This is a genomic window from Streptomyces sp. NPDC057638 (assembly GCF_042800315.1).
Taxonomy (GTDB): domain Bacteria; phylum Actinomycetota; class Actinomycetes; order Streptomycetales; family Streptomycetaceae; genus Streptomyces.
Genome location: NZ_JBHVHF010000070.1, coordinates 4,309 through 30,395, shown reverse-complemented (window position 1 = coordinate 30,395; position 26,087 = coordinate 4,309). Strand labels below are relative to the sequence as shown.

18 protein-coding genes are annotated in these 26,087 nt (G+C 71.9%); 3 read left to right on the top strand and 15 right to left on the bottom strand.

Going from position 1 to position 26,087, the window contains the following annotated elements:
• Nucleotides 1-41 precede the first annotated feature (41 nt).
• The 5 genes from ACFVIM_RS12990 to ACFVIM_RS12970 form a co-directional block, all read right to left on the bottom strand.
• Nucleotides 42-1,187 (bottom strand): AI-2E family transporter, encoded by a 1,146-nt coding sequence (locus tag ACFVIM_RS12990; RefSeq protein WP_384300757.1) that lies wholly within the window; start codon nt 1,185-1,187, stop codon nt 42-44.
• A gap of 492 nt (nt 1,188-1,679) precedes the next feature.
• Nucleotides 1,680-1,874 carry a DUF3046 domain-containing protein gene (locus ACFVIM_RS12985; RefSeq protein ID WP_384300756.1) on the bottom strand — a complete coding sequence of 65 codons (195 nt, stop codon included), beginning with the start codon at nt 1,872-1,874 and terminating at the stop codon, nt 1,680-1,682.
• A 121-nt stretch (nt 1,875-1,995) separates the two neighbouring features.
• Nucleotides 1,996-2,304 carry an AzlD domain-containing protein gene (locus ACFVIM_RS12980; RefSeq protein ID WP_384300755.1) on the bottom strand — a complete coding sequence of 103 codons (309 nt, stop codon included), beginning with the start codon at nt 2,302-2,304 and terminating at the stop codon, nt 1,996-1,998.
• The gene (locus tag ACFVIM_RS12975; protein ID WP_384300754.1) at nt 2,301-3,158 is read right to left on the bottom strand and encodes an AzlC family ABC transporter permease; all 858 of its coding nucleotides are present in this window, start codon (nt 3,156-3,158) and stop codon (nt 2,301-2,303) included. Before ACFVIM_RS12975 ends, ACFVIM_RS12980 begins: the two co-directional genes overlap by 4 nt.
• Nucleotides 3,094-4,053, bottom strand: coding sequence for a helix-turn-helix domain-containing protein (locus tag ACFVIM_RS12970; protein ID WP_384300753.1), 960 nt, complete (start codon nt 4,051-4,053; stop codon nt 3,094-3,096). Before ACFVIM_RS12970 ends, ACFVIM_RS12975 begins: the two co-directional genes overlap by 65 nt.
• 405 nt (nt 4,054-4,458) lie before the next feature.
• On the opposite strand from ACFVIM_RS12970, the gene ACFVIM_RS12965 reads away from it, so the two are divergent.
• The 3 genes from ACFVIM_RS12965 (at nt 4,459) to ACFVIM_RS12955 (ending at nt 10,856) form a co-directional block, all read left to right on the top strand.
• Entirely contained in the window at nt 4,459-9,117 is a 4,659-nt protein-coding gene (locus ACFVIM_RS12965; protein ID WP_384300752.1) for an ATP-dependent helicase, read from the top strand.
• A 318-nt stretch (nt 9,118-9,435) separates the two neighbouring features.
• Nucleotides 9,436-9,930: a hypothetical protein gene (locus ACFVIM_RS12960; RefSeq protein WP_384300751.1), complete on the top strand. Its 495-nt coding sequence runs from the start codon at nt 9,436-9,438 to the stop codon at nt 9,928-9,930.
• 113 nt (nt 9,931-10,043) lie between these two features.
• Nucleotides 10,044-10,856 (top strand): DNA-formamidopyrimidine glycosylase family protein, encoded by an 813-nt coding sequence (locus tag ACFVIM_RS12955; RefSeq protein WP_384300750.1) that lies wholly within the window; start codon nt 10,044-10,046, stop codon nt 10,854-10,856.
• 442 nt (nt 10,857-11,298) lie between these two features.
• Here the strand turns inward: ACFVIM_RS12955 and ACFVIM_RS12950 are convergent, their stop codons facing one another.
• From ACFVIM_RS12950 to ACFVIM_RS12905, 10 genes are all read right to left on the bottom strand, one after another.
• Nucleotides 11,299-11,811 carry a hypothetical protein gene (locus tag ACFVIM_RS12950; RefSeq protein WP_384300749.1) on the bottom strand — a complete coding sequence of 171 codons (513 nt, stop codon included), beginning with the start codon at nt 11,809-11,811 and terminating at the stop codon, nt 11,299-11,301.
• Nucleotides 11,812-12,357: 546 nt separating this feature from the next.
• Complete coding sequence (locus ACFVIM_RS12945) at nt 12,358-12,828, bottom strand: Dps family protein (protein ID WP_384300748.1); 471 nt, start codon at nt 12,826-12,828, stop codon at nt 12,358-12,360.
• A gap of 402 nt (nt 12,829-13,230) precedes the next feature.
• Entirely contained in the window at nt 13,231-13,614 is a 384-nt protein-coding gene (locus ACFVIM_RS12940) for a helix-turn-helix domain-containing protein (RefSeq protein ID WP_384300747.1), read from the bottom strand.
• Nucleotides 13,615-13,723: 109 nt separating this feature from the next.
• Nucleotides 13,724-14,263, bottom strand: a complete 540-nt coding sequence (locus tag ACFVIM_RS12935; protein ID WP_384300746.1) for a CinA family protein — start codon at nt 14,261-14,263, stop codon at nt 13,724-13,726.
• Nucleotides 14,260-14,937 carry a CDP-diacylglycerol--glycerol-3-phosphate 3-phosphatidyltransferase gene (gene pgsA, locus ACFVIM_RS12930; protein WP_384300745.1) on the bottom strand — a complete coding sequence of 226 codons (678 nt, stop codon included), beginning with the start codon at nt 14,935-14,937 and terminating at the stop codon, nt 14,260-14,262. The genes ACFVIM_RS12935 and pgsA overlap by 4 nt, the downstream gene beginning before the upstream one ends.
• The gene (rimO, locus tag ACFVIM_RS12925; protein WP_384300744.1) at nt 14,934-16,496 is read right to left on the bottom strand and encodes a 30S ribosomal protein S12 methylthiotransferase RimO; all 1,563 of its coding nucleotides are present in this window, start codon (nt 16,494-16,496) and stop codon (nt 14,934-14,936) included. Before rimO ends, pgsA begins: the two co-directional genes overlap by 4 nt.
• Before the next feature lie 357 nt (nt 16,497-16,853).
• A complete protein-coding gene (locus ACFVIM_RS12920; RefSeq protein ID WP_384300743.1) occupies nt 16,854-17,684 on the bottom strand; it encodes a helix-turn-helix domain-containing protein in 831 nt (276 codons plus the stop codon).
• Nucleotides 17,685-17,876: 192 nt separating this feature from the next.
• Nucleotides 17,877-20,657: a DNA translocase FtsK gene (locus tag ACFVIM_RS12915; RefSeq protein ID WP_384300742.1), complete on the bottom strand. Its 2,781-nt coding sequence runs from the start codon at nt 20,655-20,657 to the stop codon at nt 17,877-17,879.
• A gap of 176 nt (nt 20,658-20,833) precedes the next feature.
• Nucleotides 20,834-21,520 carry a two-component system response regulator gene (locus ACFVIM_RS12910; protein ID WP_384300741.1) on the bottom strand — a complete coding sequence of 229 codons (687 nt, stop codon included), beginning with the start codon at nt 21,518-21,520 and terminating at the stop codon, nt 20,834-20,836.
• Between the two features lie 346 nt (nt 21,521-21,866).
• Nucleotides 21,867-26,087: HAMP domain-containing protein (locus tag ACFVIM_RS12905; RefSeq protein ID WP_384300740.1), on the bottom strand; the 4,221-nt coding region annotated here is incomplete at its 5' end.

Below are 26,087 nucleotides of genomic sequence, written 5' to 3'. Positions count from 1 at the left end.
GCCCCGGGCCCGTCTGAAAGGCTCCTGGCCTCGTCCGACCGTCAGGAGCCGGAGCCGGCCTCCGACAGGGGCTCCCCGTCGCGCTTGCTCCCCAGTACCGAGCGGAGCCGTCGCAGCGGCCCGCCGTCCCGGCGCCGGTGGCCATGGACCCGGGGGTCGTCGGTCACGTCGTACCGCTTCACATAGGCCCCCAGGAACGCCTGGAGCGTGGCGACCGCCGGGATCGCGATCAGCGCGCCGACCGCGCCCATCAGCGCCGTACCCGCGATGACCGAGCCGAAGGCGACGGCGGGGTGGATGTCCACCGTCTTGGCGGTGAGCTTGGGCTGGAGCACATAGTTCTCGAACTGCTGGTAGACGACGACGAAGCCGAGCACCCACACCGCGTACCACGGGTCCACCGTGAAGGCGATCAGCATCGGCAGCGCGCCCGCGAGATAGGTGCCGATGGTCGGGATGAACTGCGAGACGAGCCCCACCCAGACGGCGAGCGCGGGGGCGTAGGGCACACCGAGGATCTCCAGCAGCACGAAGTGCGCCGCGCCGGAGATCAGGGCCATCAGACCGCGCGAGTAGAGGTAACCGCCGGTCTTGTCGACCGCGATCTCCCACGCCCGCAGGACCTCGGTCTGCTTGGCCGGGGGCAGCACCGAGCAGATCGCGCGGCGCAGCCTGGGCCCGTCGGCGGCGAAGTAGAACGAGAACAGGAGCACCGTCAGCAGCTTGAACAGCCCGCCGAGCACCGTGGCGGAGACGTCCAGCACCCCGGTCGCGCTGTTCTGGACGTACTTCTGGAGCCAGTCGGAGCGGAGCAGACTGTCCTGGATCTCCACTCGGGACAGTTCGGTGTTGAAGGTGTGGTTGACCCAGCTGATCACCGAGTCGAGGTACTCCGGGAAGTCCTCGACCATGGTCACGATCTGGTCCGCGAGCATGGAGCCGAGCAGCACCACGAATCCCGCCCCGGCGACCAGCACTCCGAAGAAGACCAGGAAGGTGGCGAGACCCCGGCGCACCCCGCGGGCCGCCATCCTGCCGACGGCCGGTTCGATCGCCAGCGCGAGGAAGAAGGCGATCAGGATGTTGATCAGCAGGCCGATCAGCTGGTGGAAGGCCCAGCTCCCGAGTTGGAAGCAGGCGTAGAGCGCGAGCGCCAGCACCATGGCGCGCGGCAGCCAGCGGGGCATACGGGCGGGCCCGAGAGATCCGGCCACTCCGCCGGGAGGAGGCGTGTCGGGCGGAGTCACTCCATGCGCGGGCTCCTCGGGCGCGGCACCGGGCCGCCCTCCCTGGCGGGGCACGCCCGGATCAGCGCTGTCCTGGTCGGCTCGGTCGCGGTCGCTCTGGTCACTCTTGTCGGTCTTCGGGGCCACGGGGTCAGTCTTGCCTACGCCGAGGGGTCGCCGTTGAGCCACCCTGTGATCCCCCGGGCGCGTCACCGTATTTGTCACCCTTCGCCACCAGAGTGATACCGAGCGGACAGGTCTGCTTCGTCCTCCCGTCACGAACCCCGGACGGAGGGTGCAGAGACACGGCTACGGAGACGGGCCGGCCCGGCGGATACGGCCGGGCGCACGGAACGCGTCGCGGGACGCGTCACCTAAGACGCGCGTACACCGTGGGCCCGGCGGACGCGGCGCATGAGCCCCACTACGGGAAGCGGTGTCCGTGGTGACGCGTCAGCGCTTGTCGGTGGGCACGTCCACGGCGGCGCAGACCGCGCGCCAGATGTCCTTCGCCTCCCAGCCCGCGTCCAGGGCCTGGTGCACCGTCCGGCCCCCGAGTTCGGTCATCACGTGATCACGGGCGAAGGAGTCGGCGTACGACGACCCGAAATGGTCCGCCATACGCTCCCAGAAGGTCGTCAACCGCATGACGCCAGTATCCCGCCTCCGGGGAGGCGGCCCGGTCCGGCCCCCGGTGCGCCGGGGAACGCGGTACCTGGGCCCGGATTCCTCCGCGCGTCGTGAGGTTCCGTGGTGGCACGCGGGCGCTTCAGCCGACGAGAGCGCGGACCCCGGCCGTGACGGCGACCGCGGCGCCGACGACGACCAGGAAGGGCGCGCGCAGGACCAGGGCGAGCGCCGCGGCGCCCAGGCCCGCCGCCCGCGCGTCGATGGTGAGCGCGTCTCCCGTACCGAAGGTCTGCTGGGCGATGAGCGCGGCCAGCAGGGCGACGGGCAGCAGCGCGGCCATCTTCTGGACGAGGGGACGTTCGAGAGTGCCGGCCGGTACCAGCAGCCCGGCCAGTTTCAGGAGGTAGCAGCCGACGGCGGTCACCGCGATGGCGATCCAGACGCTCATCGTGTCTCCTCCTCGTCCCCGCGGCCGGTGGCCTGCTTCTCCGTACGGTCCGGGGTCTCCGGGCCGCCGTCTTGGGCGGCGCGTTCCGCCCGCCGCGTACCGAGGCCGCGTCCCGTCAGCCAGAGGACCGCGGGGGCGGCGAGCGCGGCGACCAGCACGGGCACCCCCGCCGGGAGGACCGGCAGCAGCCCGAGCCCGAGGACGACCGCGAGCCCGGCGACAAGACGCTCGGTGGTGGTGCGCAGCATGGGCGCGAGCAGGGCGAGGAAGACGGCGGGGCTCGCCGCGTCCAGTCCCCAGGCGTCGGTGTCCCCGATGGCCTCGGCACCGAGCGCGCCGAGGAAGGTGGTGAGGTTCCAGAGCACGTACAGCGTCAGCCCGGTCAGCGTGAAGCCGATCCGTACCGCCCGTCGCGTCGGCTGGGCCAGCGCGACGGCCGTGGTCTCGTCGATCACCCAGTGCGCGGCGAGGGGGCGCAGTGCCCGGGGCAGGGCCAGGAGCTGGGAGAGCCGCAGCCCGTAGAAGGCGTTGCGCACCCCGAGGAAGAAGGCCCCGGCCGCGGCGGTGAACGGGTTACCGCCCGCCGCGAGCGCGCCGACCAGCGCGAACTGCGAGGCTCCCGTGAACACCAGCAGGCTCAGCGCGCAGGTCTGGAGCAGGCTGAGCCCCGATCCGGCAGAGGTGACGCCGAAGGCGAACCCGGAGAGGCCGACCGCGATACCGACGCCCAGGGCGTCGCGCACGACGGCCGCGTCGGGCTTGGTGACGGTATCGGGCTTGGTGGCGGTGTCAGGTCCCGAAGGGGGGCCGGTCGTGTCCGGGGATATCGGTGGGTGAGCTGTCTGTTCTGGCACAAGGTGACGTTATGAGGGGCGCGATACGGCCGTCTTGTACGTTCTTGCGCGGCGCGTGCGGCGCGCGGGAGGCGCGCTCCTTGCGATACGCGCCCGGTGGCACCCCGACGATCCGGGTGAAGTGACGATTGAGATGCGGCTGGTCGGTGAAACCGACGGCGAGCGCCGCGTCGGCGGGGGTGCTCCCCGCCTCCAGGAGTCTGCGTGCGTGGCGCACCCGTGCGTTGGTGAGCCAGGTGTGGGGCGGCATGCCATAGGCGGCCTTGAAGGCCCGCAGCAGGGCGAAGGGGCTGGTGTCCAGTTCCCGCGCCAGCGCCTCCAGGGACGGCGGGTCGGCCATGCGCTCCGCCAGCAGGGCCTGGGCCCGGGCCGCCGTACGGGCCCCGGAGTCCCCGGGTGACCGGGACGCCAGCCTGCCCCCGTACTGCTCCAGGAGCCGGGCGACGGTGACCCGCAGCAGAGTGTCGGCGGCGAGGGCGTTGCCCGCCTCGGCCGCCTGGTGGACGCCCCGGATCAGCTCGGCGGCGCGAGGGTCCGCCACGATGGTCACCCCGAACCCGGGCGTGCCGCGCACTCCGCTCACCTCGTCGGCTATGGCCGAGACCAGGTCGACGGACGGATAGAGGGTGGAGTACGTCCAGCCCTCCGGTACCCCCGCGTGTGCCGCGTGCGGCACCTCCGGGTTGATCATGACCACGGTTCCGGGGCCCGCGCTGATCACCCCGTCCGGCATGACCACCTCCTCGACCCCGCCGCTGACCGCCCCGAGGGTGAACCCCTCGTGGCTGTGCTGCCGGAAGGTGTGCCGGACATAGCGGGCGCGCAGCAGATCGAGCCCCGGCAGTCCCTCGTACTGCCAGTGCCGGGCCCATTCACTCCGCTGTGGCCTCCCCATGTGGCCATTGTCCTCCATTCCGGACGCACACCGCCGCTGACCTGCGCGTCCTTCATGGAGACGGGGGCGGGGACGGTGTGCGTCCGCGTGGTGACGAACCGCGTGGGAGGGAGGGCGCACCGGGCGCCGTCGGCGGCGGGAACACACGCCGCACCGGGCGCCGTCGGCCACGGGAGCATGAACCGGTCCGGACCCGTCGGCCGCGGGAACACGAGCCGGTCCGGCGCTCCGCCCGCCCCCGCCGCGACGGCCTCCGCCACGGCCACGACGACGGGCCCACTGCCCCAGCCGGGAGAGCAGCGGGTCAGCGGCAAGATCATCACATCGCGGCGGCGGCCGACGCGAGGCCGCCCACCGAACGCCGCCCGAGGCCGACTGTCAGTGGGCGGGTGCAGGATGGGGAACATGGCCACGACCGCACTGGATTCCTTCTCTCCCGCAACCCGGAGCTGGTTCACGGGAGCCTTCAGCGCGCCCACCGCCGCGCAGGAAGGGGCCTGGCGGGCCATCGCCGAAGGCTCGGACGTGCTCGTCGTCGCGCCGACGGGTTCCGGGAAGACCCTGGCCGCCTTCCTCGCCTCACTGGACCAGCTGGCCTCCACCCCGCCGCCCGCCGACGCCAAGGCCCGCTGCCGGGTCCTCTATGTCTCCCCGCTCAAGGCTCTCGCGGTGGACGTGCAGCGCAATCTGCGCAGTCCGCTGACCGGGATCCGGCAGGAGTCGGTACGGCTGGGGCTGCCGGAGCCCGAGATCAGGGTCGGGATCCGCTCGGGTGACACCCCCGCCGCCGAGCGCCGCTCCCTGGCCACCAGACCGCCCGACATCCTGATCACCACGCCCGAGTCGCTCTTCCTGATGCTCACCTCCTCGGCCCGGGAGGCGCTCGCCGGGGTCGAGACGGTGATCCTCGACGAGGTCCACGCCGTGGCGGGCACCAAGCGGGGTGCTCATCTGGCGCTGTCGCTGGAGCGGCTGGACGTGCTGTTGCCGCGCCCGGCCCGTCGTATCGGTCTGTCGGCCACGGTCCGTCCGGTCGGTGAGGTGGCCCGCTATCTCTCCCCCGGCCGCAGGGCGGAGATCGTTCAGCCGCCGTCGGGCAAGGAGTTCGACCTCTCGGTGGTCGTCCCGGTCGAGGACCTGGGCGAGCTGGGGGGCTCACCCGCCGCGGACGCCACCGGGGCCGCCGGGGCCGCGCTCTCCGCGTCCGGCACGGGCGACCGGCCGTCGATCTGGCCGCATGTGGAGGAGCGGATCGCCGATCTGGTCCAGGCCCACCGGTCCACGATCGTCTTCGCCAACTCCCGGCGGCTGGCCGAGCGCCTGTGCAACCGGCTCAACGAGATCGCGTATGAGCGGGCGACCGGCCAACCGCTGCCCGAGCGGGCCTCACCGGCGGAGATCATGGCCCAGTCGGGTGCCGCGCAGGGCGCGCCCGCGCTGCTCGCCCGCGCCCACCACGGCTCGGTCTCCAAGGAGCAGCGGGCCCTGGTGGAGGAGGACCTCAAGGCGGGCCGGCTGCCCGCCGTCGTGGCCACCTCCAGTCTGGAACTGGGCATCGACATGGGTGCGGTGGACCTGGTGGTGCAGGTCGAGTCCCCGCCGTCGGTCGCCTCCGGTCTCCAGCGGGTGGGCCGCGCGGGCCACCAGGTGGGCGCGGTCTCCACCGGGGTGGTCTTCCCGAAGTACCGGGGCGACCTGGTCCAGGCCGCGGTGGTCACCGAGCGGATGCGGACCGGTGCCATCGAGGCGCTGCGCGTCCCGGCGAACCCGCTGGACGTGCTGGCCCAGCAGATCGTGGCGATGGCGGCGATGGACATCTGGCAGGTCGACGACCTGCTGGCGCTGGTCCGCCGGGCCGCGCCCTTCTCCTCGCTGCCGGAGTCGGCGTTCACCGCGGTCCTGGACATGCTGGCCGGGCGCTATCCCTCGGACGCCTTCGCCGAACTGCGCCCCCGGGTGGTCTGGGACCGGGTCGGGGGCACGGTCACGGGCCGTCCCGGTGCCCAGCGGCTGGCCGTCACCTCGGGAGGCACCATCCCGGACCGCGGGCTGTTCGGGGTCTTCCTCGCGGGCGCCGACCCCAAGAAGGGCGGCGGCCGGGTCGGCGAGCTGGACGAGGAGATGGTCTACGAGTCACGGGTGGGCGATGTCTTCACCCTGGGCACCACGTCCTGGCGGATCGAGGACATCACCCGGGACCGGGTGCTGGTCTCGCCCGCTCCCGGGGTCCCGGGACGGCTGCCGTTCTGGAAGGGGGACCAGCTCGGCCGTCCGCTGGAGCTGGGCCGGGCGGTGGGGGCCTTTCTGCGGGAGATCGGCGGACTGACCGCCGAGGACGCCCGGCTGCGGCTGCTGTCGGCGGGGCTCGACACCTGGGCCGCGGAGAACGTCCTGGCCTATCTCGACGAACAGCGCCGGGCCTGCGGCCATGTCCCCGATGACCGGACCGTCCTCGTGGAGCGGTTCCGCGACGAGCTGGGTGACTGGCGGGTGGTGATCCACTCTCCGTTCGGAGCACAGGTGCACGCCCCGTGGGCGCTGGCGCTGAGCGCCCGCCTCAGTGAGCGGTACGGCATGGACGCCCAGGTGATGCACGCGGACGACGGCATCGTGCTGCGGCTGCCGGACGCCGATCTGATGGGCCTGGACCTCCTCGACCAGGACCCGGCCCACCAGGACACCGCCTTCGACAGCGAACAGGCCCCGGTCGGCGCGGCCGACGCCGTCTTCGAGAAGGAGGAGGTCGGCCGGATCGTCACGGACCAGGTCGGCGGCTCCGCCCTCTTCGCCTCCCGGTTCCGTGAGTGCGCCGCCCGCGCGCTGCTGCTGCCCCGGCGCAGTCCCGGGCGCCGCACCCCGCTGTGGCAGCAGCGCCAACGCGCGGCACAGCTGCTCCAGGTGGCGAGTGAGTTCGGCTCCTTCCCGATCGTCCTGGAGGCGGTCCGCGAGTGCCTCCAGGACGTCTTCGACGTCCCCGGGCTCACGGAGCTGATGGGTGACATCGCCTCCCGCCGGGTGCGGCTGGTGGAGGTGACCACCGCCGAGCCGTCACCGTTCGCCCGTTCCCTCCTCTTCGGCTATGTCGCCCAGTTCCTCTACGAGGGGGACTCACCGCTCGCGGAGCGCCGGGCCGCCGCGCTCTCCCTGGACTCCCGGCTGCTGGCCGAGCTCCTCGGCCAGGCGGAGCTGCGCGAACTGCTGGATCCCGAGGTCCTGACCGAACTGGAGCGGGAACTCCAGTGGCTAACCGAGGACCGCCGTGTCAAGGACGCGGAGGGCGTCGCGGACCTGCTGCGGGTCCTCGGCCCGGTGACCGAGGCCGAGCTGGCCGAGCGCGGCGCCCGTCGCGACTGGGCCGAGGAACTGGTGGCGGCGCGCCGGGCCATCCGGGTGCGCGTCGCGGGAGCCGGGTACTGGGCCGCCATCGAGGACGCGGGCAGGCTGCGCGACGCCCTGGGCACCGCCCTTCCGGTGGGGGTCCCGGAGGTCTTCACCGAGCCGGTCAAGGATCCGCTGGGGGATCTGCTGGCCCGGTTCGCACGCACCCACGGCCCCTTCACCAGCGCGGTGGCCGCGGCCAGGTTCGGACTCGGTGCGGCCGTGACCGACGGGGCGCTGCACCGGCTGGCGGCGAGCGGCCGGGTGGTGCAGGGCGAGTTCCATCCCTCCGGCATCGGCCAGGAGTGGTGTGACGCGACGGTGCTGCGGCGACTGCGCAGACGTTCGCTGGCCGCGCTGCGCCAGGAGCTGGAGCCGGTACCGCCCGCCGCGCTCGCCACCTTCCTCCCCCAGTGGCAGCATCTCAGCGGCAGCGGTCATGGGCTGAGCGGTATCGACGGGCTGGCCCGGGCGATCGAACAGCTTCAGGGGGCGAGCGTGCCCGCCTCCGCGCTGGAGAAGCTGATCCTGCCGTCCCGGGTGCGGGGCTACACCCCGGCGCTGCTGGACGAGCTGACGACCACGGGCGAGGTGGTCTGGGCGGGGGCGGGCGCGCTCCCCGGCAAGGACGGCTGGGTGTCGCTCTACCTCGCGGACACGGCCCCGCTGTTGCTGCCCCCGCCGAGCCCGCTGGAGCCGACCGCGCTCCAGGATTCCGTGCTCGCCGCCCTGGCCCCCGGGTACGGGCTCTTCTTCCGCCAGATCGCCGACCAGGTCCGGGCGACCACCCATCCGGACGCCAGTGATCCGGAACTGGCCGACGCCATCTGGGAGCTGGCGTGGTCCGGCCGACTCACCAATGACACGCTCTCCCCGCTGCGTTCGCTGCTGGGATCGGGACGTACGGCGGGTTCCACCGCCCATCGGGCCCGGCGCGCCGTCCCCCGGGGGCGGTACGGCGGGCTGACGGCCGCCGCGCGTCCCGCTTCCCGGAGCGGTCCGCCGACCGTGAGCGGCCGCTGGTCACTGCTCCCACCCGGTGAACCCGACCCCACCCACCGGGCGCACGCCGTGGCACGCGCTCTGCTGGACCGGCATGGGGTGGTCACCCGGGGCGCTGTGGCGGCCGAGGGCGTGGCGGGTGGTTTCTCCGCCGTGTACCGGGTGCTCTCGGCCTTCGAGGACAGCGGTCAGGCGCGCCGCGGCTATGTGGTGGAAGGGCTGGGAGCGGCACAGTTCGCGATGGACGGCGCGGTGGACCGGCTGCGGGCGGCGGCCACCGCCACCGAGCGCGCCGAGGACCCCGCGGCACCCCGGGCGACGGTCCTGGCCGCCGCCGATCCGGCCAACGCCTACGGGGTGGCCCTCCCCTGGCCCGAGTCCCCCGAAGGGGCGACCCATAAGCCGGGCCGCAAGGCCGGTTCCCTGGTCGTGCTGGTCGACGGCGAGCTGACGCTGTACATGGAACGCGGTGGGAAGACCGTGCTGGCCTGGCCCGCAGACCCGGACGCCCCGGCCCTGCGCTCGGCCGCCCGGACCCTGGCGGAGGCGGCACGGGCGGGCGTGGTCGGCACGGTCACGGTGGAGCGGGTGAACGGCGCGGCGGCGCTGACCTCCCCGTTCGCCTCCGTGCTGGAGTCGGCGGGCTTCCACGCGACCCCCCGGGGGTTGCGTATACGCCCCTGACCGGCGCCAGGTTCATCGGCCGCCCGCCCCGACCCACCCATCGCCGGCCCGGGGCACCGCTGGCGCACCCGGGCACCGGACCCCTGGCTCCTCGCCAGCGGCCGGCCCGGACGGGCGATCAGCACCGCACAGCACCACCCCGCGAACCGGCCCCACCGGGCCCGCGGCAGCGCGCTCCTCCCCCTGGTCACCGAGATGCCCGCCACCCCCGCCCGCCCTGGGCATCCACACCGAAGCCGCCCCCGCCTGACGGCGACGCTCCACGGGCGACGGAACCACCTGCGTCAGCCGACCCCACCAGGACGTGAGACGGAGACCATGCCACACGACGACCAACGCATCTGGGCTCTGCTGCGGGACCTCGACGATCCCGGTCACCTGGAGGTCCCCCGGGACTACGACCACACCGCGGCCCGAGCCCGGTTCGAGCAGCTCGCGGCGAGGCTGGACCAGCGGTTCCACTGCGTCTGCGGTGTCGATCGAGGGGTCCAGGACGCCAGCTACCACGGGACGATCGTCATCCCCGCCGCCACGACAGCCAGCGGCGACCGCATCACCATCACCGTCAGCAACTTCGGCGACCTCGTCGCCATGACGCTCGGGAACCCCGGCAGCTACGACGAGGAGGAGGAACACCTCCTCTTCGAGAGCACCGACCGTCGCCGCGTCGAGGACGAACTCGAAGCACTCGGCTACACCGCTGTCTCCGAGCACCTGCTCCAGAGACGCTACGACGGCGCCGGCACCCTCGCGGCCTCCTCCCCGGCCAGCTATCCACCCACCTGGTGGAGCCGGTTCTTCGACTACCTGTGACCCGGCCACCTGTGACCCGGCCCGAACCGCTCCGCACGGCGGACGTCCCGGCCGTTCCCCCGCCCGCGCCCTGAGCACCACGGCGGCCGCCTCTCCGGCGCATCATGGGGGGCATGCCCGAAGGAGACACCGTCTGGCAGACCGCGAAGAGGCTCCGTATCGCGCTGGTGGGCCAGGTGCTGACCCGGTTCGATCTGCGTGTGCCCCAGTTCGCCACGGTGGATCTGCGCGGCCGGAGCGTGCTGGAGGTGCTTCCGCGCGGCAAGCATCTGCTGACGCGCTTCGACGGCGGGCTCACCCTCCACTCCCATCTGCGCATGGACGGGGCATGGCGGGTCTTCCCGGCCCAGGAGCGCTGGCGCGGCGGTCCGTCCCACCAGATCCGCGCCATCCTCGGGAACGCGTCCCATACCGCCGTCGGCTACCGCCTCCCCGTCCTGGAGCTGGTGCGCACCTGCGACGAGGAGACGGCGGTCGGACCCCTCGGGCCGGATCTGCTGGGCCCGGACTGGGACACCGGGGTGGCCCTCACGCGTCTCCTGGCCGACCCGGCGCGCCCGCTCGGCGAGGCCCTGCTCGACCAGCGGAACCTCGCCGGGATCGGCAATGTCTACACGTCGGAGCTGGCGTTCCTGGCCGGGGTGACACCGTGGCTGCCGGTGGGCGAGCTGCCCGATGGTGTCCCCGGGCGGCTGTTGCGCACCGCGCACCGGTTGCTCATGGCGAACAGGGAGACCTTCGACCGCCGGACGACAGGCCCCCGCGCGGGCCCACGGACCCGGCTCTATGTGTACGGGCGGGCGGGGCTGCCCTGTCTGCGCTGTGGAACGCCCCTCCGCAAGGCCGGTGAGGACGACGCCCGGAACGAACGGATCAGCTACTGGTGTCCGGGCTGCCAGTCCGGCCCGATCCCCCGCGAAGGCTGACCACCGTGCGCGGGTCGAAGGCTGAACCACGGTCCACGGGCCACTGGCTGAAAGGCCCGGGGACACCTTCCGCCCCCGCTCCGGCCCCAGGCCGTCAGGACCATGGCGTCCACGACAGCGGACACGACGGCCGGGAGCCACCGCCCTGTCGCGGGGCGTCCCAAGGCCCTGTCACCAGGTGTCCACGGCCCGGCTCCGCGGCGGCACCCGGGTTTCCCGCGATCGGGCCCGCCTCACTCCATCCGGGTGAACGTGATCGTTCCGGGCCGGATCCGCGCCCCGATGACCGAGCGCCCTCTCCACCGAGCGCGGGACGCCGCGAGCGGACAGGGCGGCCAGCCGACACGGCGGCCAGCCCTCCACACGGCCGGACCGCTGAGCCGTCCCGGGAACCGCGCAAGCCCGCGTCAGGCTTCGGACGCGCCCGGCGGCACTGGGTGGATCAACCCCCCGAGCGGGGGCGTCGTGCCGCCCTGAGGAGTCGGCGCGCCCAGCACCAGAGCGCCGGACCCGCTCCCCCGCTCCCCCACGCCCCCGCGCCCGGCCCGCCCCGCCGCCGGGCCCACCGGCCCCCGTACGCCCCCGCTGTCCCATGACCGTCCGCCCGTATCCCCGCCTCCTCCGGGCCCGCGGCGGCACCTTCTGCCCCACAGACACGGCAGCACCCACCGGGCGGTACGGCGCCGACCGTTCCCCCGGACGGCGGCGCGCCCCCGGCGTCCCCGCGCGGAAGGGCGCTATCCGGCGCCGCGCCACGCGCACGGGCCGCGGTGACATGGACGGGGAGCAGGCTCAGCCCCCAGCTGCCCGCCAGGAGCGCCGCTTCCCGCAGCCGTCCGCCTCCGGGGGCGAGGACCAGCCGTAGCGCGCACCACCACCACAGGGCGCCGACGAGGAGTGCCGCGAGGGGCGCCAGCACCGCCGTGGGCTTGGGGGTGGACGCGCGTCGTGCCATGGCTGCCTCCCTCCGGTCGGCCCACGCCAGGGCCTCTCGTGTGGATCTCGCGGGGCTCGCGGCCCGGCGCCGCGTCTCTCCCCCGTACCCCTCGGGCGCGGGAGGTGCCGACGGCACCAGCCCGGCTCGCCGATCACGCCTGATCCACTCGCTGATCGGGCCGGATCCAAACGGAAGACCCTAGCCCCGGCGCGATCACCTCCGGCAGGGCGCACCGGTAGCGATCCGGCGCACGGACACCGCGCCCTCGCGGCCGACGCGCACACCCCCTCCAGGAGGGCGCTCCCGTACCGAGCGGACGCCACGCCTCCACAGCCCCCGCGGGAACCCCCATCCGGTCACCCGGCCGCAGGCCGCGCGCGGGAGAAGCCCGCGCCGCCCTGAACGAGAAGCCGACGCTTCGGAGCGCGTTACGGAACGCCTCCGCTCCCCGCCCGGCCTCCGCCGGACGTCCAGGGCCTCACGACACTCCGCGCCACACCCCACACGCCCGAGAGCCGACGGAGATCCCCGGACAACGCGGGGTCCGGGGATCTCTGACGCGGATCAGGAGCTCTCCGCCTGGAACATCCAGGCGTGCTTCTCCAGGTCCCCGGTGAGCGCGATCAGGATGTCCTGGCTCACCGGATCCGGGTCCGCGGTCACATCGATCCGCTCCCGCATCCGGCGCACGATGGCACCCAGCGCGTCGACCATCACCCGGACCGCGTCACCGTCCTTGACCCAGCCCTCGGGAACCGCGCCGATCGCGCTCTGGGCCGCCACCGTCGCCGCCCGGCCATCCGGGGTCACCCCGATCGCGGAGGAGCGCTCGGCCACGGTGTCCGAGTGGAGCCGCGCGATATCCACGACCTCATCGAGCTGGAGGTGGATCGAACGGAAGCGCGGCCCCACGACGTTCCAGTGAATCTGCTTGGCCACCAAGCCGAGGTCGACCAAGTCCACGAGCGCGCCGCGCAGCGCCTCTCCCACGGTCTTGAGGTCGGCGTCGGACAGCGGGCTCTTGACGACAGTCATGCACGTCCTCCACTCGGTTGTGCGCCCTATCCACCATGACATAGGCACCCGAACCAGACATTCGGACGAGGATCCCTCCCCGCCGCCGTCCGCTCGGTGTCCCGCCCCGCGCGTACCCGGCGCACGTACCCGCACTCCCGCACCCGGCGCACATGACGCCCAGCGCCCCGGCCGAACCGCCCTCACGCCCCCGCAGCGCCCCCGATGACCGGCCCCGCGCCCTCGCCGCCACCCGAACGCCGGGCACCCAGCCCACCCATGCGAAAAGCCCCGGCCCACCACCCCTGCTGGGTGGAGAACCGGGGCCGAAGCCCGTACCGAGCCCCTGTCAACGGTGGCCGCAGACCCCACTCGGTGGGGGCGCCGCACGCGCCGACAGCACGGGGTGACGGTTGATCCGGATCAGGCGGCGACTACGTCGACGGCCTCTGCCGGAGCCTTGATGGTGACCCGCTCCGTCGGCACACCGGTCACCGGCGTCACGGGTACGGAGTTCAGCATGGAACGCACCGGCGCGGGCACCGGCTCACTGGATGCCGCCGACTCGGCCAGTTCGGCCAGTGACAGCTCGTCGCTCACTTCCCTCATCAGCTCGGACATCCGTACGTCAAGCGCGTCGCAGATCGCGGAGAGCAGTTCGGAGGACGCCTCCTTCTGCCCCCGCTCCACCTCGGAGAGATAGCCGAGCGAGACTCGGGCGGACGAGGAGACTTCGCGCAGCGTACGGCCCTGGCGCTGGCGCTGCCGACGCAGCACGTCACCCAGCAGGCGACGGAGCAGAATCATCGGTGGCTCCCTCCTCGGACCGCGTAACCGCATCCTTCACGCCCCACCGTACCGCCTCGCGCCACGGCGGTGCGGGGAGCGATGTCGTGTTCACTCAGGGCTGCAAACATCAATTCCCCCCGTTCTGTTCCGTATCCTGTGCCCGCGCATGATCGTGCTCCTGTGCCCGCGCGTGATCGTGCAGCTCGCCGGAGAGGAGCGCCAGCACGCTCCGTACACTCTCCTTACGGATTTCCGCACGGCCGCCGTTCAATCGCGAAGTGGCGACTTTCCCCATGTCCCCGGGGCCGACGACGGCCACCCAGACCGTGCCGACCGGGTGGTCTCCCGGGCCGGTCTGAGGGTCGGGGCCCGCGACGCCTGTCGTGGCGATGCCCCAGTCCGCGCCGAGCGCGGCGCGCACTCCGGCGGCCATCTGCCGCGCGACCTCGGGATCCACGGCGCCGCGCTCCGCCAGGAGCGTGCCGTCGACGCCCAGCAGGTCCCGCTTGAGCTCGGTGGCGTAGGCGGTGACGGAACCCCGGAAGGCGCGGGAGGCGCCCGGGACCTCGGTCAGCGCGGCGGCGACGAGACCGCCGGTGAGGGACTCGGCGACCGCGACCGTCTCACCCCGCGCCACCAGCGCCGCCAGGACCGCCGCCGCGCTCATCGCGCGCTCCTCGCCGGGCTCCCGCTCTCGCCGCGCTCCTTCGCCAGTCCCCGGCGCCTGAGCATGATCGCCTGTCGTACGTAGTCGAGCCCGGTGACCACCGTCAGAATGACGGCGAGCGCCATCACCCAGAAGCGCAGCGTGGCGAGGGGACCGGTCAGGGCGAGAACGTACATCCCGACCGCTGTTCCCTGCGCCAGGGTCTTCAGCTTGCCGCCCCGGCTGGCCGGGATGACGCCATGGCGGATCACCCAGAACCGCATCAGCGTGATCCCCAGCTCACGGAAGAGGATCACTCCAGTCACCCACCAGGGCAGATCCCCCAGGGCGGAGAGACAGATCAGCCCGGCCGCCATGATCGCCTTGTCGGCGATGGGGTCGGCGATCTTGCCGAAGTCGGTGACCAGGTTGTAGGAGCGGGCGAGATGTCCGTCGAAGATGTCGGTGATCATGGCGACGGCGAACGCCGCCCATGCCCACGCCCGCCAGGCGGGGTCATAGCCGCCGTCCTGGAGCATCAGGACGACGAATCCGGGCACCAGCACCAGCCGCACCATGGTGAGGATGTTGGCGATGTTCCAGAGGCTGGCCTGATTGACGGCCGCAGCGCCCAGCTTGCCGCCGGGAGCGGACCTACCGGTACCGCCCCCCGCGGATGCCGGCACTCCGGTCATCTGCCCGCCTCCTCGCCCGGAACGCGGTGACCCGCCTCCTCGCCGCCGTGTGCCGCGGCGGAGTGCGCGGGGACGTCACCGAGGTACTCGGCCACCAGGTCGACGCCCTCGGCACCGACCGCCTTCGCCACGACCATACGGCCCGGGACCAGCCCCTCGCGCGCGGTGAAGACCACCTGCCCATCGGTCTCGGGCGCCTGGTGCGCGGCCCGCCCGATGGCGCCGTCCTCGCCGTCCACCGACTCGACCAGGACCTCCAGCGCCTCCCCGAGCCGCTCCTCGGCGCGCTGCGCGGTCAGTTCCTCCGCCAGCCGGGAGAGATGCGCCAGCCGCTCGGCGACCGTCTCCTCGTCCAGTTTGTTCTCGTACGTCGCGGCCTCGGTGCCGTCCTCGTCCGAGTAGCCGAACACGCCGATGGCGTCGAGCCGGGCGTGGGTGAGGAAGCGCTCCAGTTCCGCGAAGTCGTCCTCGCTCTCACCGGGGAAGCCGACGATGAAGTTGGAGCGGACACCGGCCTGCGGCGCCTTGCCCCGGATGGTCTCCAGCAGTTCCAGGAACCGCTCGGTGTCGCCGAAGCGCCGCATCGAGCGGAGCACCCCGGGCGCGGAGTGCTGGAAGGAGAGGTCGAAGTAGGGGGCGACCTTCGGGGTCGAGGTGAGGACGTCGATCAGTCCGGGCCGCATCTCGGCGGGCTGGAGGTAACTGACCCGGATCCGCTCGATGCCGTCGACGGCCGCCAGCTCCGGCAGCAGCGTCTCCAGCAGCCGGATGTCGCCGAGGTCCTTGCCGTACGAGGTGTTGTTCTCGGAGACCAGCATGACCTCCTTGACGCCCTGCTCGGCCAGCCAGCGGGTCTCGCCCAGGACGTCGCTGGGGCGCCGCGAGATGAAGGAGCCCCGGAACGAGGGGATCGCGCAGAAGGAGCAGCGCCGGTCACAGCCGGAGGCGAGCTTCACCGAGGCCACCGGGCTGTCGCCGAGCCGTCGGCGGAGCGGGGCGCGCGGCCCGGAGACGGGCGCCACCCCGTCAGGGAGGTCCGCGGGGGCCTCGGCGGGGGCGCCGGCGTCAGCGTCGGCGGGGGTGCCGTGGCCGGGGAGGGCGACGGAGGACCGCTGGGACGCCGACTGGCGCTCCGCCGGGCTCAGCGGCAGCAGCTTGCGCCGGTCCCGCGGGGTGTGCGAGGCGTGGATGCCTCCGCTGAGGATGGTCTGGAGGCGGTCGGAGATATCGGCGTAGTCATCGAAGCCGAGCACGCCGTCGGCCTCGGGGAGGGCGTCCGCCAGCTCCTTGCCGTACCGCTCGGCCATACAGCCGACGGCGACCACGGCCTGCGTTCTCCCCTGGTCCTTGAGGTCGTTTGCCTCCAGAAGGGCGTCGACGGAGTCCTTCTTGGCGGCCTCGACGAAACCACAGGTGTTGACGACGGCGACATCAGCGTCGGAGGCGTCCTCGACGAGCTCCCAGCCGTCCGCTGCCAGGCGGCCTGCGAGCTCCTCCGAGTCCACCTCGTTACGGGCGCAGCCAAGAGTGACAAGGGCGACGGTACGGCGTTCGGGCATGGGCTCAAGACTACTTTGTCCAGACCGAGGCCCCTGCCGCGAGGGCCGAAGGTGGCGTGCACCCGCCATCACCAATGGTCACCGGACCGGGATCACCGGGGGATGCGGGCCGTGCCACGTATGGCCACGGGGCCGGACCGCCCCAGGTCACCTACCCGGAAGAGGGTTCCGGCCGATTCCCGGGATCACGGGCCCGCGGCGCCTGTGGCACGGCGGATCCCCGGCCCTCATGGACCCGGAACCCCGCTCATGATTCGCCCCGCGGTCCGGTGGCGGCCGGCCGCCCGCGGCCCGTCCCCGTACCCGGCGACGCCTTCTCACCAGACCCTGCCGAGCCCGGTCGGACCCGGTCGGGCGCTACCCGGCCTGCGGGTCCCCCTTCGTATACGACAGCCGCTCGACCTGCCCGGTCTCGAACTCGTCCTCGACCTTCTTCCCGTTGACGAACAGCTCGATCGCCCCGGCGTTCCCCAGGACCAGGTCGATCCGCTCGTCGTCCTGGAAGGTCTTGGAGTCGCCCTTGCCCAGGACCCCGTCGAAGAGCCGCTTGCCGTTGTGGTCCTTCGCCGAGATCCAGCTGGTGTCCTCCAGGACCGCGAGCTTGACCGTCACCTTGTCCTTGGGCACGGCCGCGATGGCGCCCTCCGGCGGGTCGGGCTTGGGGTCGGCGGGCTTGCCGGGCTTCTTCGCCGGTCCGCTCGCCGCGCGCTCCGACGCGGCGGGCCCCTCGGCCACCTGTCCCTTGCGCCCGCTCCGCTCGTCCTCGCTGAAGAGCGTGAAGCCGACGAAGCCCACCACGGCGACGATCGCGGCCACCATGGCGGCGGTCCAGTTGGGGCGGCGCGGCTCGGGCCGGATCCGCTCGGCCTCGAAGAGCGGCGCGGCCGGGGTCGGCGCGGGCCGCCCGCCGTGGTCGGCGTCGTACCGCTCGACCAGCGGCTGAGGGTCGATGCCGACGGCTCTCGCGATCATCCGGACATGGCCGCGCGCGTACACATCGCCACCGCTGCGCTCGAAGTCGTCCTGTTCGATGGCGTGGATGATCGGGACGCGCACCCGGGTCGCGGTGCTGACCTCGTCGACGGTCAGAGCGGCGGCGAGACGGGCCTGCTGGAGCGTGCGGCCGATCGAAGGCCGCTGGTCCTCGGTGGTGGGGCGGTCGTCTTCGGGAGAGCTGCCGATGGACACGAGGGTGCCTTTCGAGCGTGTAACCACCTGCTGGAGGTTCAGTTTATGACTGGTACGAAAGGGTGGGGCAAGCGGGCGGACGCGGTTTGTACGCCAACAGAATGGCTGATGAACCGCCCGATGCCGGGAGCATTCCCCGTCTGCCCCTCCAAGTGGACGTACAACTGGGGGAAACGGTTGCTCACACAACCCTTACGGGTGAGGCTCCCCCCGGATCACGGCGAGCACTCCGTCGAGTTCGTCCGGCTTCACCAGGACATCGCGCGCCTTGGAGCCCTCGCTGGGCCCGACGATGTTCCGGGACTCCATCAGGTCCATCAGCCGACCCGCCTTGGCGAAACCGACCCGCAGCTTGCGCTGGAGCATCGAGGTGGACCCGAACTGGGTGGTGACCACCAGTTCGGCCGCCTGGCAGAGCAGATCGAGGTCGTCGCCGATCTCCTCGTCGACGTCCTTCTTCTTCTGCGACCCGACCACCACGTCATCCCGGAAGACGGGCGCCATCTGGTCCTTGCAGTGCCGGACGATCGCCGCCACCTCGTCCTCGGTGACGAAGGCGCCCTGCATCCGGGTCGGCTTGTTGGCGCCCATCGGCAGGAAGAGGCCGTCGCCCTTGCCGATGAGCTTCTCGGCGCCCGGCTGGTCGAGGATGACCCGGCTGTCGGCGAGCGAGGAGGTCGCGAAGGCCAGCCGCGAGGGCACGTTGGCCTTGATCAGACCGGTGACGACATCGACCGACGGCCGCTGGGTCGCCAGCACCAGATGGATCCCGGCGGCCCGCGCCAGCTGGGTGATCCGGACGATGGCGTCCTCGACGTCGCGCGGCGCGACCATCATCAGATCCGCCAGCTCATCCACGATGACCAGCAGATACGGATAGGGCTGGAGCTCGCGCCCGCTCCCGTCGGGCGGGGTGACCTTGCCGTCGCGCACCGCCTGGTTGAAGTCGTCGATATGCCGGTACCCGAAGGCGGCGAGGTCGTCGTACCGCAGGTCCATCTCGCGCACGACCCACTGGAGCGCCTCGGCGGCCCGCTTGGGGTTGGTGATGATCGGGGTGATCAGATGCGGGATGCCCTCGTACGCGGTGAGCTCGACCCGCTTGGGGTCGACCAGCACCATCCGGACGTCGTCGGGGGTCGCTCTTATCATCACCGAGGTGATCAGGCAGTTGATGCAGGAGGACTTGCCGGAGCCGGTGGCTCCGGCCACCAGGATGTGCGGCATCTTGGCGAGGTTGGCCATCACATAGCCGCCCTCGACGTCCTTGCCGAGCGCCACCAGCATCGGGTGGTCGTCCTCCGCCGCGTCCGCCAGCCGCAGCACATCGCCGAGGTTGACCATCTCGCGGTCGGTGTTGGGAATCTCGATGCCGACCGCCGACTTGCCGGGGATCGGCGAGATGATCCGTACGTCGGGGCTGGCCACCGCGTAGGCGATGTTCTTGGTGAGCGCGGTGATGCGCTCGACCTTCACGGCGGGGCCCAGCTCCACCTCGTACCGCGTCACCGTCGGGCCCCGGGTGAAACCGGTGACCGCCGCGTCGACCTTGAACTCCATGAACACATTGGTCAGCGACGCGACGATCGCGTCGTTCGCCGCGCTGCGCGTCTTGCCGGGGCCGCCGCGCTCCAGCAGCTCCAGCGAGGGCAGCGCGTAGGAGATGTCCCCGGCGAGCGTCAGCTGCTCCGCCCGCGCGGGCAACCCCATCGACTCCTCCGGCGCGGGCTTGGTCAGATCCGGTACGGAGCCCTTCCGCTCGCCCGGCACCGCCCCTGTCGGCTTCGCCTCCCGGGCGCCCGGCACCGGTGACAGGGCCCGCTGGCGGTCGGCGGTGACGTCCTTGGTGAGGTCGGCCACCAGCGGGGACGGCGGCAGCCCGTGGTAGACCGCGCCGTCCAGCGCGGCGGCCGCGGCCGCCGCCACGTCCACCGCGTCCAGCGGTCGCTCCCGCGGGGGCTCCACGGAGGCCCGGCGGCTACGGCGCCGCTGGGAGAGCTCGCCCTCCTCGGCCAGCCCGGCATCCCGCTCGCCCGGGAGCGGGGCGCGACGGCTCCGCGCGGGGCGCGGCTGCTCGCGCCCGTCGGCCCGCCCGTCGTCCCGCCCGTTGTCCTCCAAGAGCGGCGGCTCCTGCTGGGGCTGGACCACCCCCAGCCTCACCCCGAGCAGCCGCAGCCGTTCCGGAATCGCGTTCACCGGTGTCGCGGTGACCACGAGCAGCCCGAAGACGGTGAGCAGCACCAGCAGAGGGACGGCGAGCATCTCGCCCATGGTGAAGACCAGCGGCTTGGAGGCACCCCAGCCGATCAGCCCGCCCGCGTCCTGCATCGCCTCGGTGCCGTCCTCCCGGCCCGGCGCGCCACAGGCGATGTGCACCTGCCCGAGCACACCGACCACCAGCGCCGAGAGCCCGATCACGATCCGCCCGTTGGCCTCGGGGCGTTCGGGGAAGCGGATCAGCCGTACCGCGATGGCGCCGAGCAGGATCGGCACCAGCAGATCGAGGCGGCCGAACGCTCCGGTCACCAGGGTCTCGACCAGATCGCCGACGGGCCCACGGAGATTGGACCAGGTCCCGGCGGCGACGATCAGGGAGATTCCGAGGAGCAGCAGCGCCAGTCCGTCCTTGCGGTGCGCCGGATCCAGTCCCCTGGCCCCGCGCCCCACGCCCCGGCCCATCGCGCCCACGCCGTGGGCGAGCCCCAGCGTCAGGGCACGGACCGCGCGGTAGATGCCCCCGGTGGGCGACGGTGCCGGTTTCGGGGCGGGTCTGGCCGGCTTCCTCGCCGGTGCCTTCTTGGAGGGTGTCTTCTTCGCGGGAGCGGGTTTCCTGACCGGTGGCTTCGCGGGTGCGGACTTCCTGGCGGGGGCCGCCTTCTTCGCACCGGCCGCCGCACCGCCCGTACGGCCCGCGCGCGGCTTCGCGGCGCCCGCCGTGTCCTGGGAACCCTTGCCGGACGTACGTGAGGCCATGGGGTGAGGTTACCGGTGTCCACCGGCCTGGACACGTGTGCCCACCCCTTCACCCGTCCGTGTCGTCTGCCGGGGAGCGGATATGACGCCACCTCAGCGGTACGGGTACGGGGACCCCGGTGGGCGGGGCCGGGGCGAAGGGGCCGGGGGCGGTCGGGCGCGCCCCCGGCACTCCGTCAGCTCTGGGACGGCAGGGTGGCGGCGCCACCCCCGGCGCCGGGCTCCAGGGCGTCCAGTGCCCGTCGCAGTCCGGTCAGTTTGCGTTCGAGATGGGCGGCGGTGGCGACCGCCGCCGCGTCCGCCGACTCATCGTCGAGCTGTTTGGAGAGCGCCTCGGCCTGCTCCTCCACCGCCGCGAGCCGGGCCGAGAGCTCGGCGAGCAGTCCCGCGGACTCCTTCCCGCCGACGGTCACCCCGGCCGGGGCGCCACCTTCGAGCTGGAGCCGCAGCAGCGCCGCCTGCTCCCGCAGTTGGCAGTTCTTCATATACAGCTCGACGAAGACGGAGACCTTCGCCCGCAGCACCCAGGGGTCGAACGGCTTGGAGATGTAGTCGACGGCGCCCGCCGCGTACCCGCGGAAGGTGTGGTGCGGGCCGTGGTTGATCGCGGTCAGGAAGATGATCGGGATGTCCCGCGTCCGCTCGCGGCGTTTGATGTGCGCGGCGGTCTCGAAGCCGTCCATGCCGGGCATCTGCACATCCAGCAGGATGACCGCGAAGTCATCCGTCAACAGCGCCTTGAGCGCTTCCTCCCCGGACGATGCCCGCACCAGTGTCTGATCGAGCGCGGAGAGAATGGCCTCCAGCGCCAGCAGATTCTCCGGCCGGTCATCGACCAGGAGGATCTTGGCCTTCTGCACCATGCCCCGTCCTCCTCGCCCCGGCCTGAGGTCTCCCCGGCTCCATGAGCCGGGGGACGCGCCGGGCGCCACCCCAGGGGACGGCTCCCTTGCGCCGCCCGTCCTTGTGCCGGTCATGGTAGCCGCACCCCACCCATCGCCACACCCTGTCACCATGATGTCACTGTGCACATAGCGGAAACGCGGTGGGGGACCAGAAGGTTCCCGGAAAACCACCGTCTCACACGCCTTTGGGCACACTCGGTCAGCAACCGGCAGAGATCCACACCGGCGGGCCGCTACCCTCCGTTCACAGAGAACTACCGGTCGGACTCCCCGGGCGCCCCGGAGTCCGGGGCGCCCGGGGAGCTCACGGCGCGTGCATCCACTGCTCCATCACGGACAGCAGATGGTCGGGATCGACCGGCTTGGTGACATAGTCCGACGCGCCCGACTCGATGGCCTTCTCCCGGTCGCCCTTCATCGCCTTCGCGGTCAGCGCGATGATGGGCAGCCCGGCGAACTGGGGCATCCGGCGGATCGCCGTCGTCGTGGCGTACCCGTCCATCTCGGGCATCATGATGTCCATCAGGACGACCCGTACATCGTCGTGCTGCTCCAGGACCTCGATGCCCTCGCGGCCGTTCTCCGCGTACAGCACGGAGAGTCCGTTCTGCTCCAGCACGCTCGTCAGCGCGAACACATTGCGGATGTCGTCATCGACAATCAGCACCTTCTCGTTGTCGAAGTCGTAGGTGCGGCGCGGCTCCTGCTGCTCCGCCGACGCCTCGGCCGACGGCCGGGCCAGCCCGGTCAGCCCGGTGCCATCAGTGCCGCCGCCGACCGCGGTGTCCGCCACGGCACCGGGCTGAGCCGACGGCCCGGCGGGCGGCAGCGCCGCCCGCTCCTCCGAGCCGCGCAGCGCCTTGCGGCGGCGGAAGAGGGCGGCGGCACCCGAGTGGTGCTCGGAGTGCTCGGACGAGCGCTCCTCACCGATGGCCGCGGGGCCCATGCCCTGCGGCGGCATCTCCAGCGGGTGCAGCGGCAGATAGAGGGTGAAGGTCGAGCCCCGGCCCGGTTCGCTGGCCGCGTGGATCTCCCCGCCGAGCAGCCGGGCGATCTCCCGGCTGATGGACAGTCCCAGCCCCGTACCGCCGTACTTGCGGCTGGTGGTGCCGTCCGCCTGCTTGAACGCCTCGAAGATCACCCGCATCTTGCCCGCGGCGATCCCGATGCCCGTGTCGGTGACGGAGAAGGCGATCAGTTCGGCGCCCGCGTCGCGCAGCGAGCCCGCCTCCAGCAACTGCTCGCGGATCGACTGCGGAACGTCGCTCCCGGCCGGGCGGATGACCAGCTCCACCGCGCCCGAGTCGGTGAACTTCACCGCGTTCGACAGCAGATTGCGCAGCACCTGCAGGAGCCGCTGCTCATCGGTGTGGAGCGTGGCGGGCAGCTCAGGGGAGACGCGTACGGAGAAGTCCAGGCCCTTCTCCGCGGTCAGCGGCCGGAAGGTGGCCTCCACATAGTCCACCAGCTGGACCAGGGCGATCCGGGTCGGGCTGACGTCCATCTTGCCCGCCTCGACCTTCGACAGGTCGAGGATGTCGTTGATCAGCTGGAGCAGATCGGAGCCCGCGCCGTGGATCGTCTCGGCGAACTCGACCTGCTTCGGGGAGAGATTGCCCTCCGCGTTGTCCGCCAGCAGCTTCGCCAGGATCAGCAGCGAGTTCAGCGGGGTGCGCAGCTCGTGCGACATGTTCGCCAGGAACTCGCTCTTGTAGCGCATGGACACGGCGAGCTGCTCGGCCCGCTCCTCCAGCACCTGGCGGGCCTCCTCGATCTCGGTGTTCTTCACCTCGATGTCCCGGTTCTGCTGGGCCAGCAGCTCGGCCTTCTCCTCCAGTTCGGCGTTGGACGCCTGGAGCGCCTTCTGCCGGTTCTCCAGCTCGGCCGAGCGCTCCCGCAACTGCTCGGTCAGCTCCTGCGACTGCTTGAGCAGCACCTCGGTCTTGGTGTTGACGCTGATGGTGTTGACGCTGGTCGCGATCATCTCGGCGATCTGGTTGAGGAAGTCGCGCTGGATCTGGGTGAAGGGCTGGAACGAGGCCAGCTCGATCACCCCGAGCACCTGACCCTCGAAGAGCACCGGCAGCACGATCACATGGGCGGGCGACGCCTCACCGAGCCCCGAGGAGATCTTCAGATAGCCCGGCGGGACATTGACCTGGATGGTCCGCTTCTCCTCCGCCGCCGTGCCGATCAGGGTCTCCCCGGGCCGGAAGGAGGTCGGCATCAGCCCGGCCGAGTAGCCGTAGCTGGCGCGCATCACCAGTTCGTACGAACCGTCCTGGCCCCGGCCGACGAGATCCTGGCCGCCGGACTGCATCGCCAGGAAGAACGCGCCGTGCTGGGCCGAGACCACCGGGGTCAGCTCGCTCATGATCAGCGAGGCCACGTCGACGAGGTCGCGGCGGCCCTGCATCAGCCCGGAGATCCGGGCGAGGTTGCCCTTGAGCCAGTCCTGCTCCTCGTTGGCGAGGGTGGTGTCCCGCAGGTTGGTGATCATCGTGTTGATGTTGTCCTGGAGGACCTGGATCTCCCCGGCCGCGTCCACCCCGTCGATCTTGAGATTGAGGTCGCCCCGGGTCACGGCCGTGGCGACGGCGGCGATGGCGCGCACCTGACGGGTCAGGTTCCCGGCCATCTCGTTCACCGACTCGGTCAGGTCGCGCCAGGTGCCGTCGACGTCACGGACCCGGGCCTGACCGCCGAGCTGGCCGTCGGTGCCCACCTCGCGGGCGACCCGGGTGACCTCCCCGGCGAACGACGACAGCTGGTCGACCATCGTGTTGATGGTCGTCTTCAGCTCCAGGATCTCGCCCCGGGCGTCGATGTCGATCTTCCGGGTGAGATCGCCCTTGGCGATGGCGGTGGTGACGGTGGCGATCTGCCGCACCTGTCCGGTGAGGTTGGACGCCATCGAGTTCACGGACTCGGTGAGGTCCTTCCAGGTGCCCGAGACGCCCGGAACATGCGCCTGACCGCCCAGCCGGCCGTCCGTGCCCACCTCGCGCGCGACGCGCGTCACCTCGTCGGCGAAGGACGACAGCGTCGTCACCATCGTGTTGACGGTCTCGGCCAGCTCGGCGACCTCACCGCGCGCCTCGACCGTGACCTTCTTGGTCAGGTCGCCGTTGGCGACCGCCGACGAGACCCGGGCGATGTTACGGACCTGGCTGGTCAGGTTGTTGGCCATCAGGTTGACGTTGTCGCTGAGGTCCTTCCAGATGCCGGTGACACCGCGCACCCGGGCCTGACCGCCGAGCACACCCTCCGTACCGACCTCACGGGCGACGCGCGTCACCTCGTCGGCGAAGTCGGAGAGCTGGTCGACCATCGTGTTCACGGTCGTCACCAGTTCGAGGATCTCGCCCTTGGCGTCGACGGTGATCTTCTTGGAGAGATCGCCCTTGGCGACCGCCGTGGTGACCTCGGCGATGGAACGGACCTGGCTGGTCAGGTTGTTCGCCATGAAGTTGACGGACTGGGTGAGGTCCTTCCAGGTGCCGGAGACACCGTCCACCCGCGCCTGACCGCCGAGCCGGCCCTCGGTGCCCACCTCACGGGCGACCCGGGTGACCTGCTCCGCGAAGGACGACAGCTGGTCGACCATCGTGTTGAGCGTGTTCTTCAGCTCCAGGATCTCGCCGCGCGCGTCGACGTCGATCTTCTGCGACAGATCGCCCCGGGCGACGGCGGTGGCGACCTGCGCGATATTGCGGACCTGGGCGGTGAGGTTGCCCGCCATACCGTTCACGGAGTCCGTCAGATCGCGCCACACACCCGCCACGCCGGGCACCTGCGCCTGACCGCCGAGCCGGCCGTCGGTGCCCACCTCACGGGCGACGCGCGTCACCTGGTCGGCGAAGGACGACAGTTGGTCGACCATCGTGTTGATGGTGTTCTTGAGCTCCAGGATCTCGCCGCGCGCGTCGACGTCGATCTTCTGCGACAGGTCTCCGCGCGCCACGGCCGTGGTGACCTGGGCGATCTGGCGGACCTGGCTGGTGAGGTTGCCCGCCATGAAGTTCACCGAGTCGGTGAGGTCCTTCCAGGTGCCCGCGGCACCGGGGACATGCGCCTGACCCCCCAGCCGGCCCTCGGAACCCACGTCCCGCGCCATCCGGGTGACCTGGTCGGCGAAGGAGGAGAGCTGCGCCACCATCGTGTTGACGGTGTTCTTCAGCTCCAGCATCTCGCCCGCCACATCGACGGTCACCTTCTGCGACAGATCACCGTTCGCGACCGCCGTCGTCACCTGCGCGATATCCCGCACCTGACCCGTCAGATTACGGAACGCCGTATTCACCGAGTCCGTGAGGTCCTTCCAGGTCCCCGCGGCACCGGGGACATGCGCCTGACCCCCCAGCCGGCCCTCGATGCCGACCTCGCGCGCGACGCGCGTCACCTCGGAACCGAACGAACCGAGCTGGTCCACCATCGTGTTGACGGTGTTCTTCAGCTCCAGCATCTCGCCCGCCACATCGACGGTCACCTTCTGCGACAGATCACCGTTCGCGACCGCCGTCGT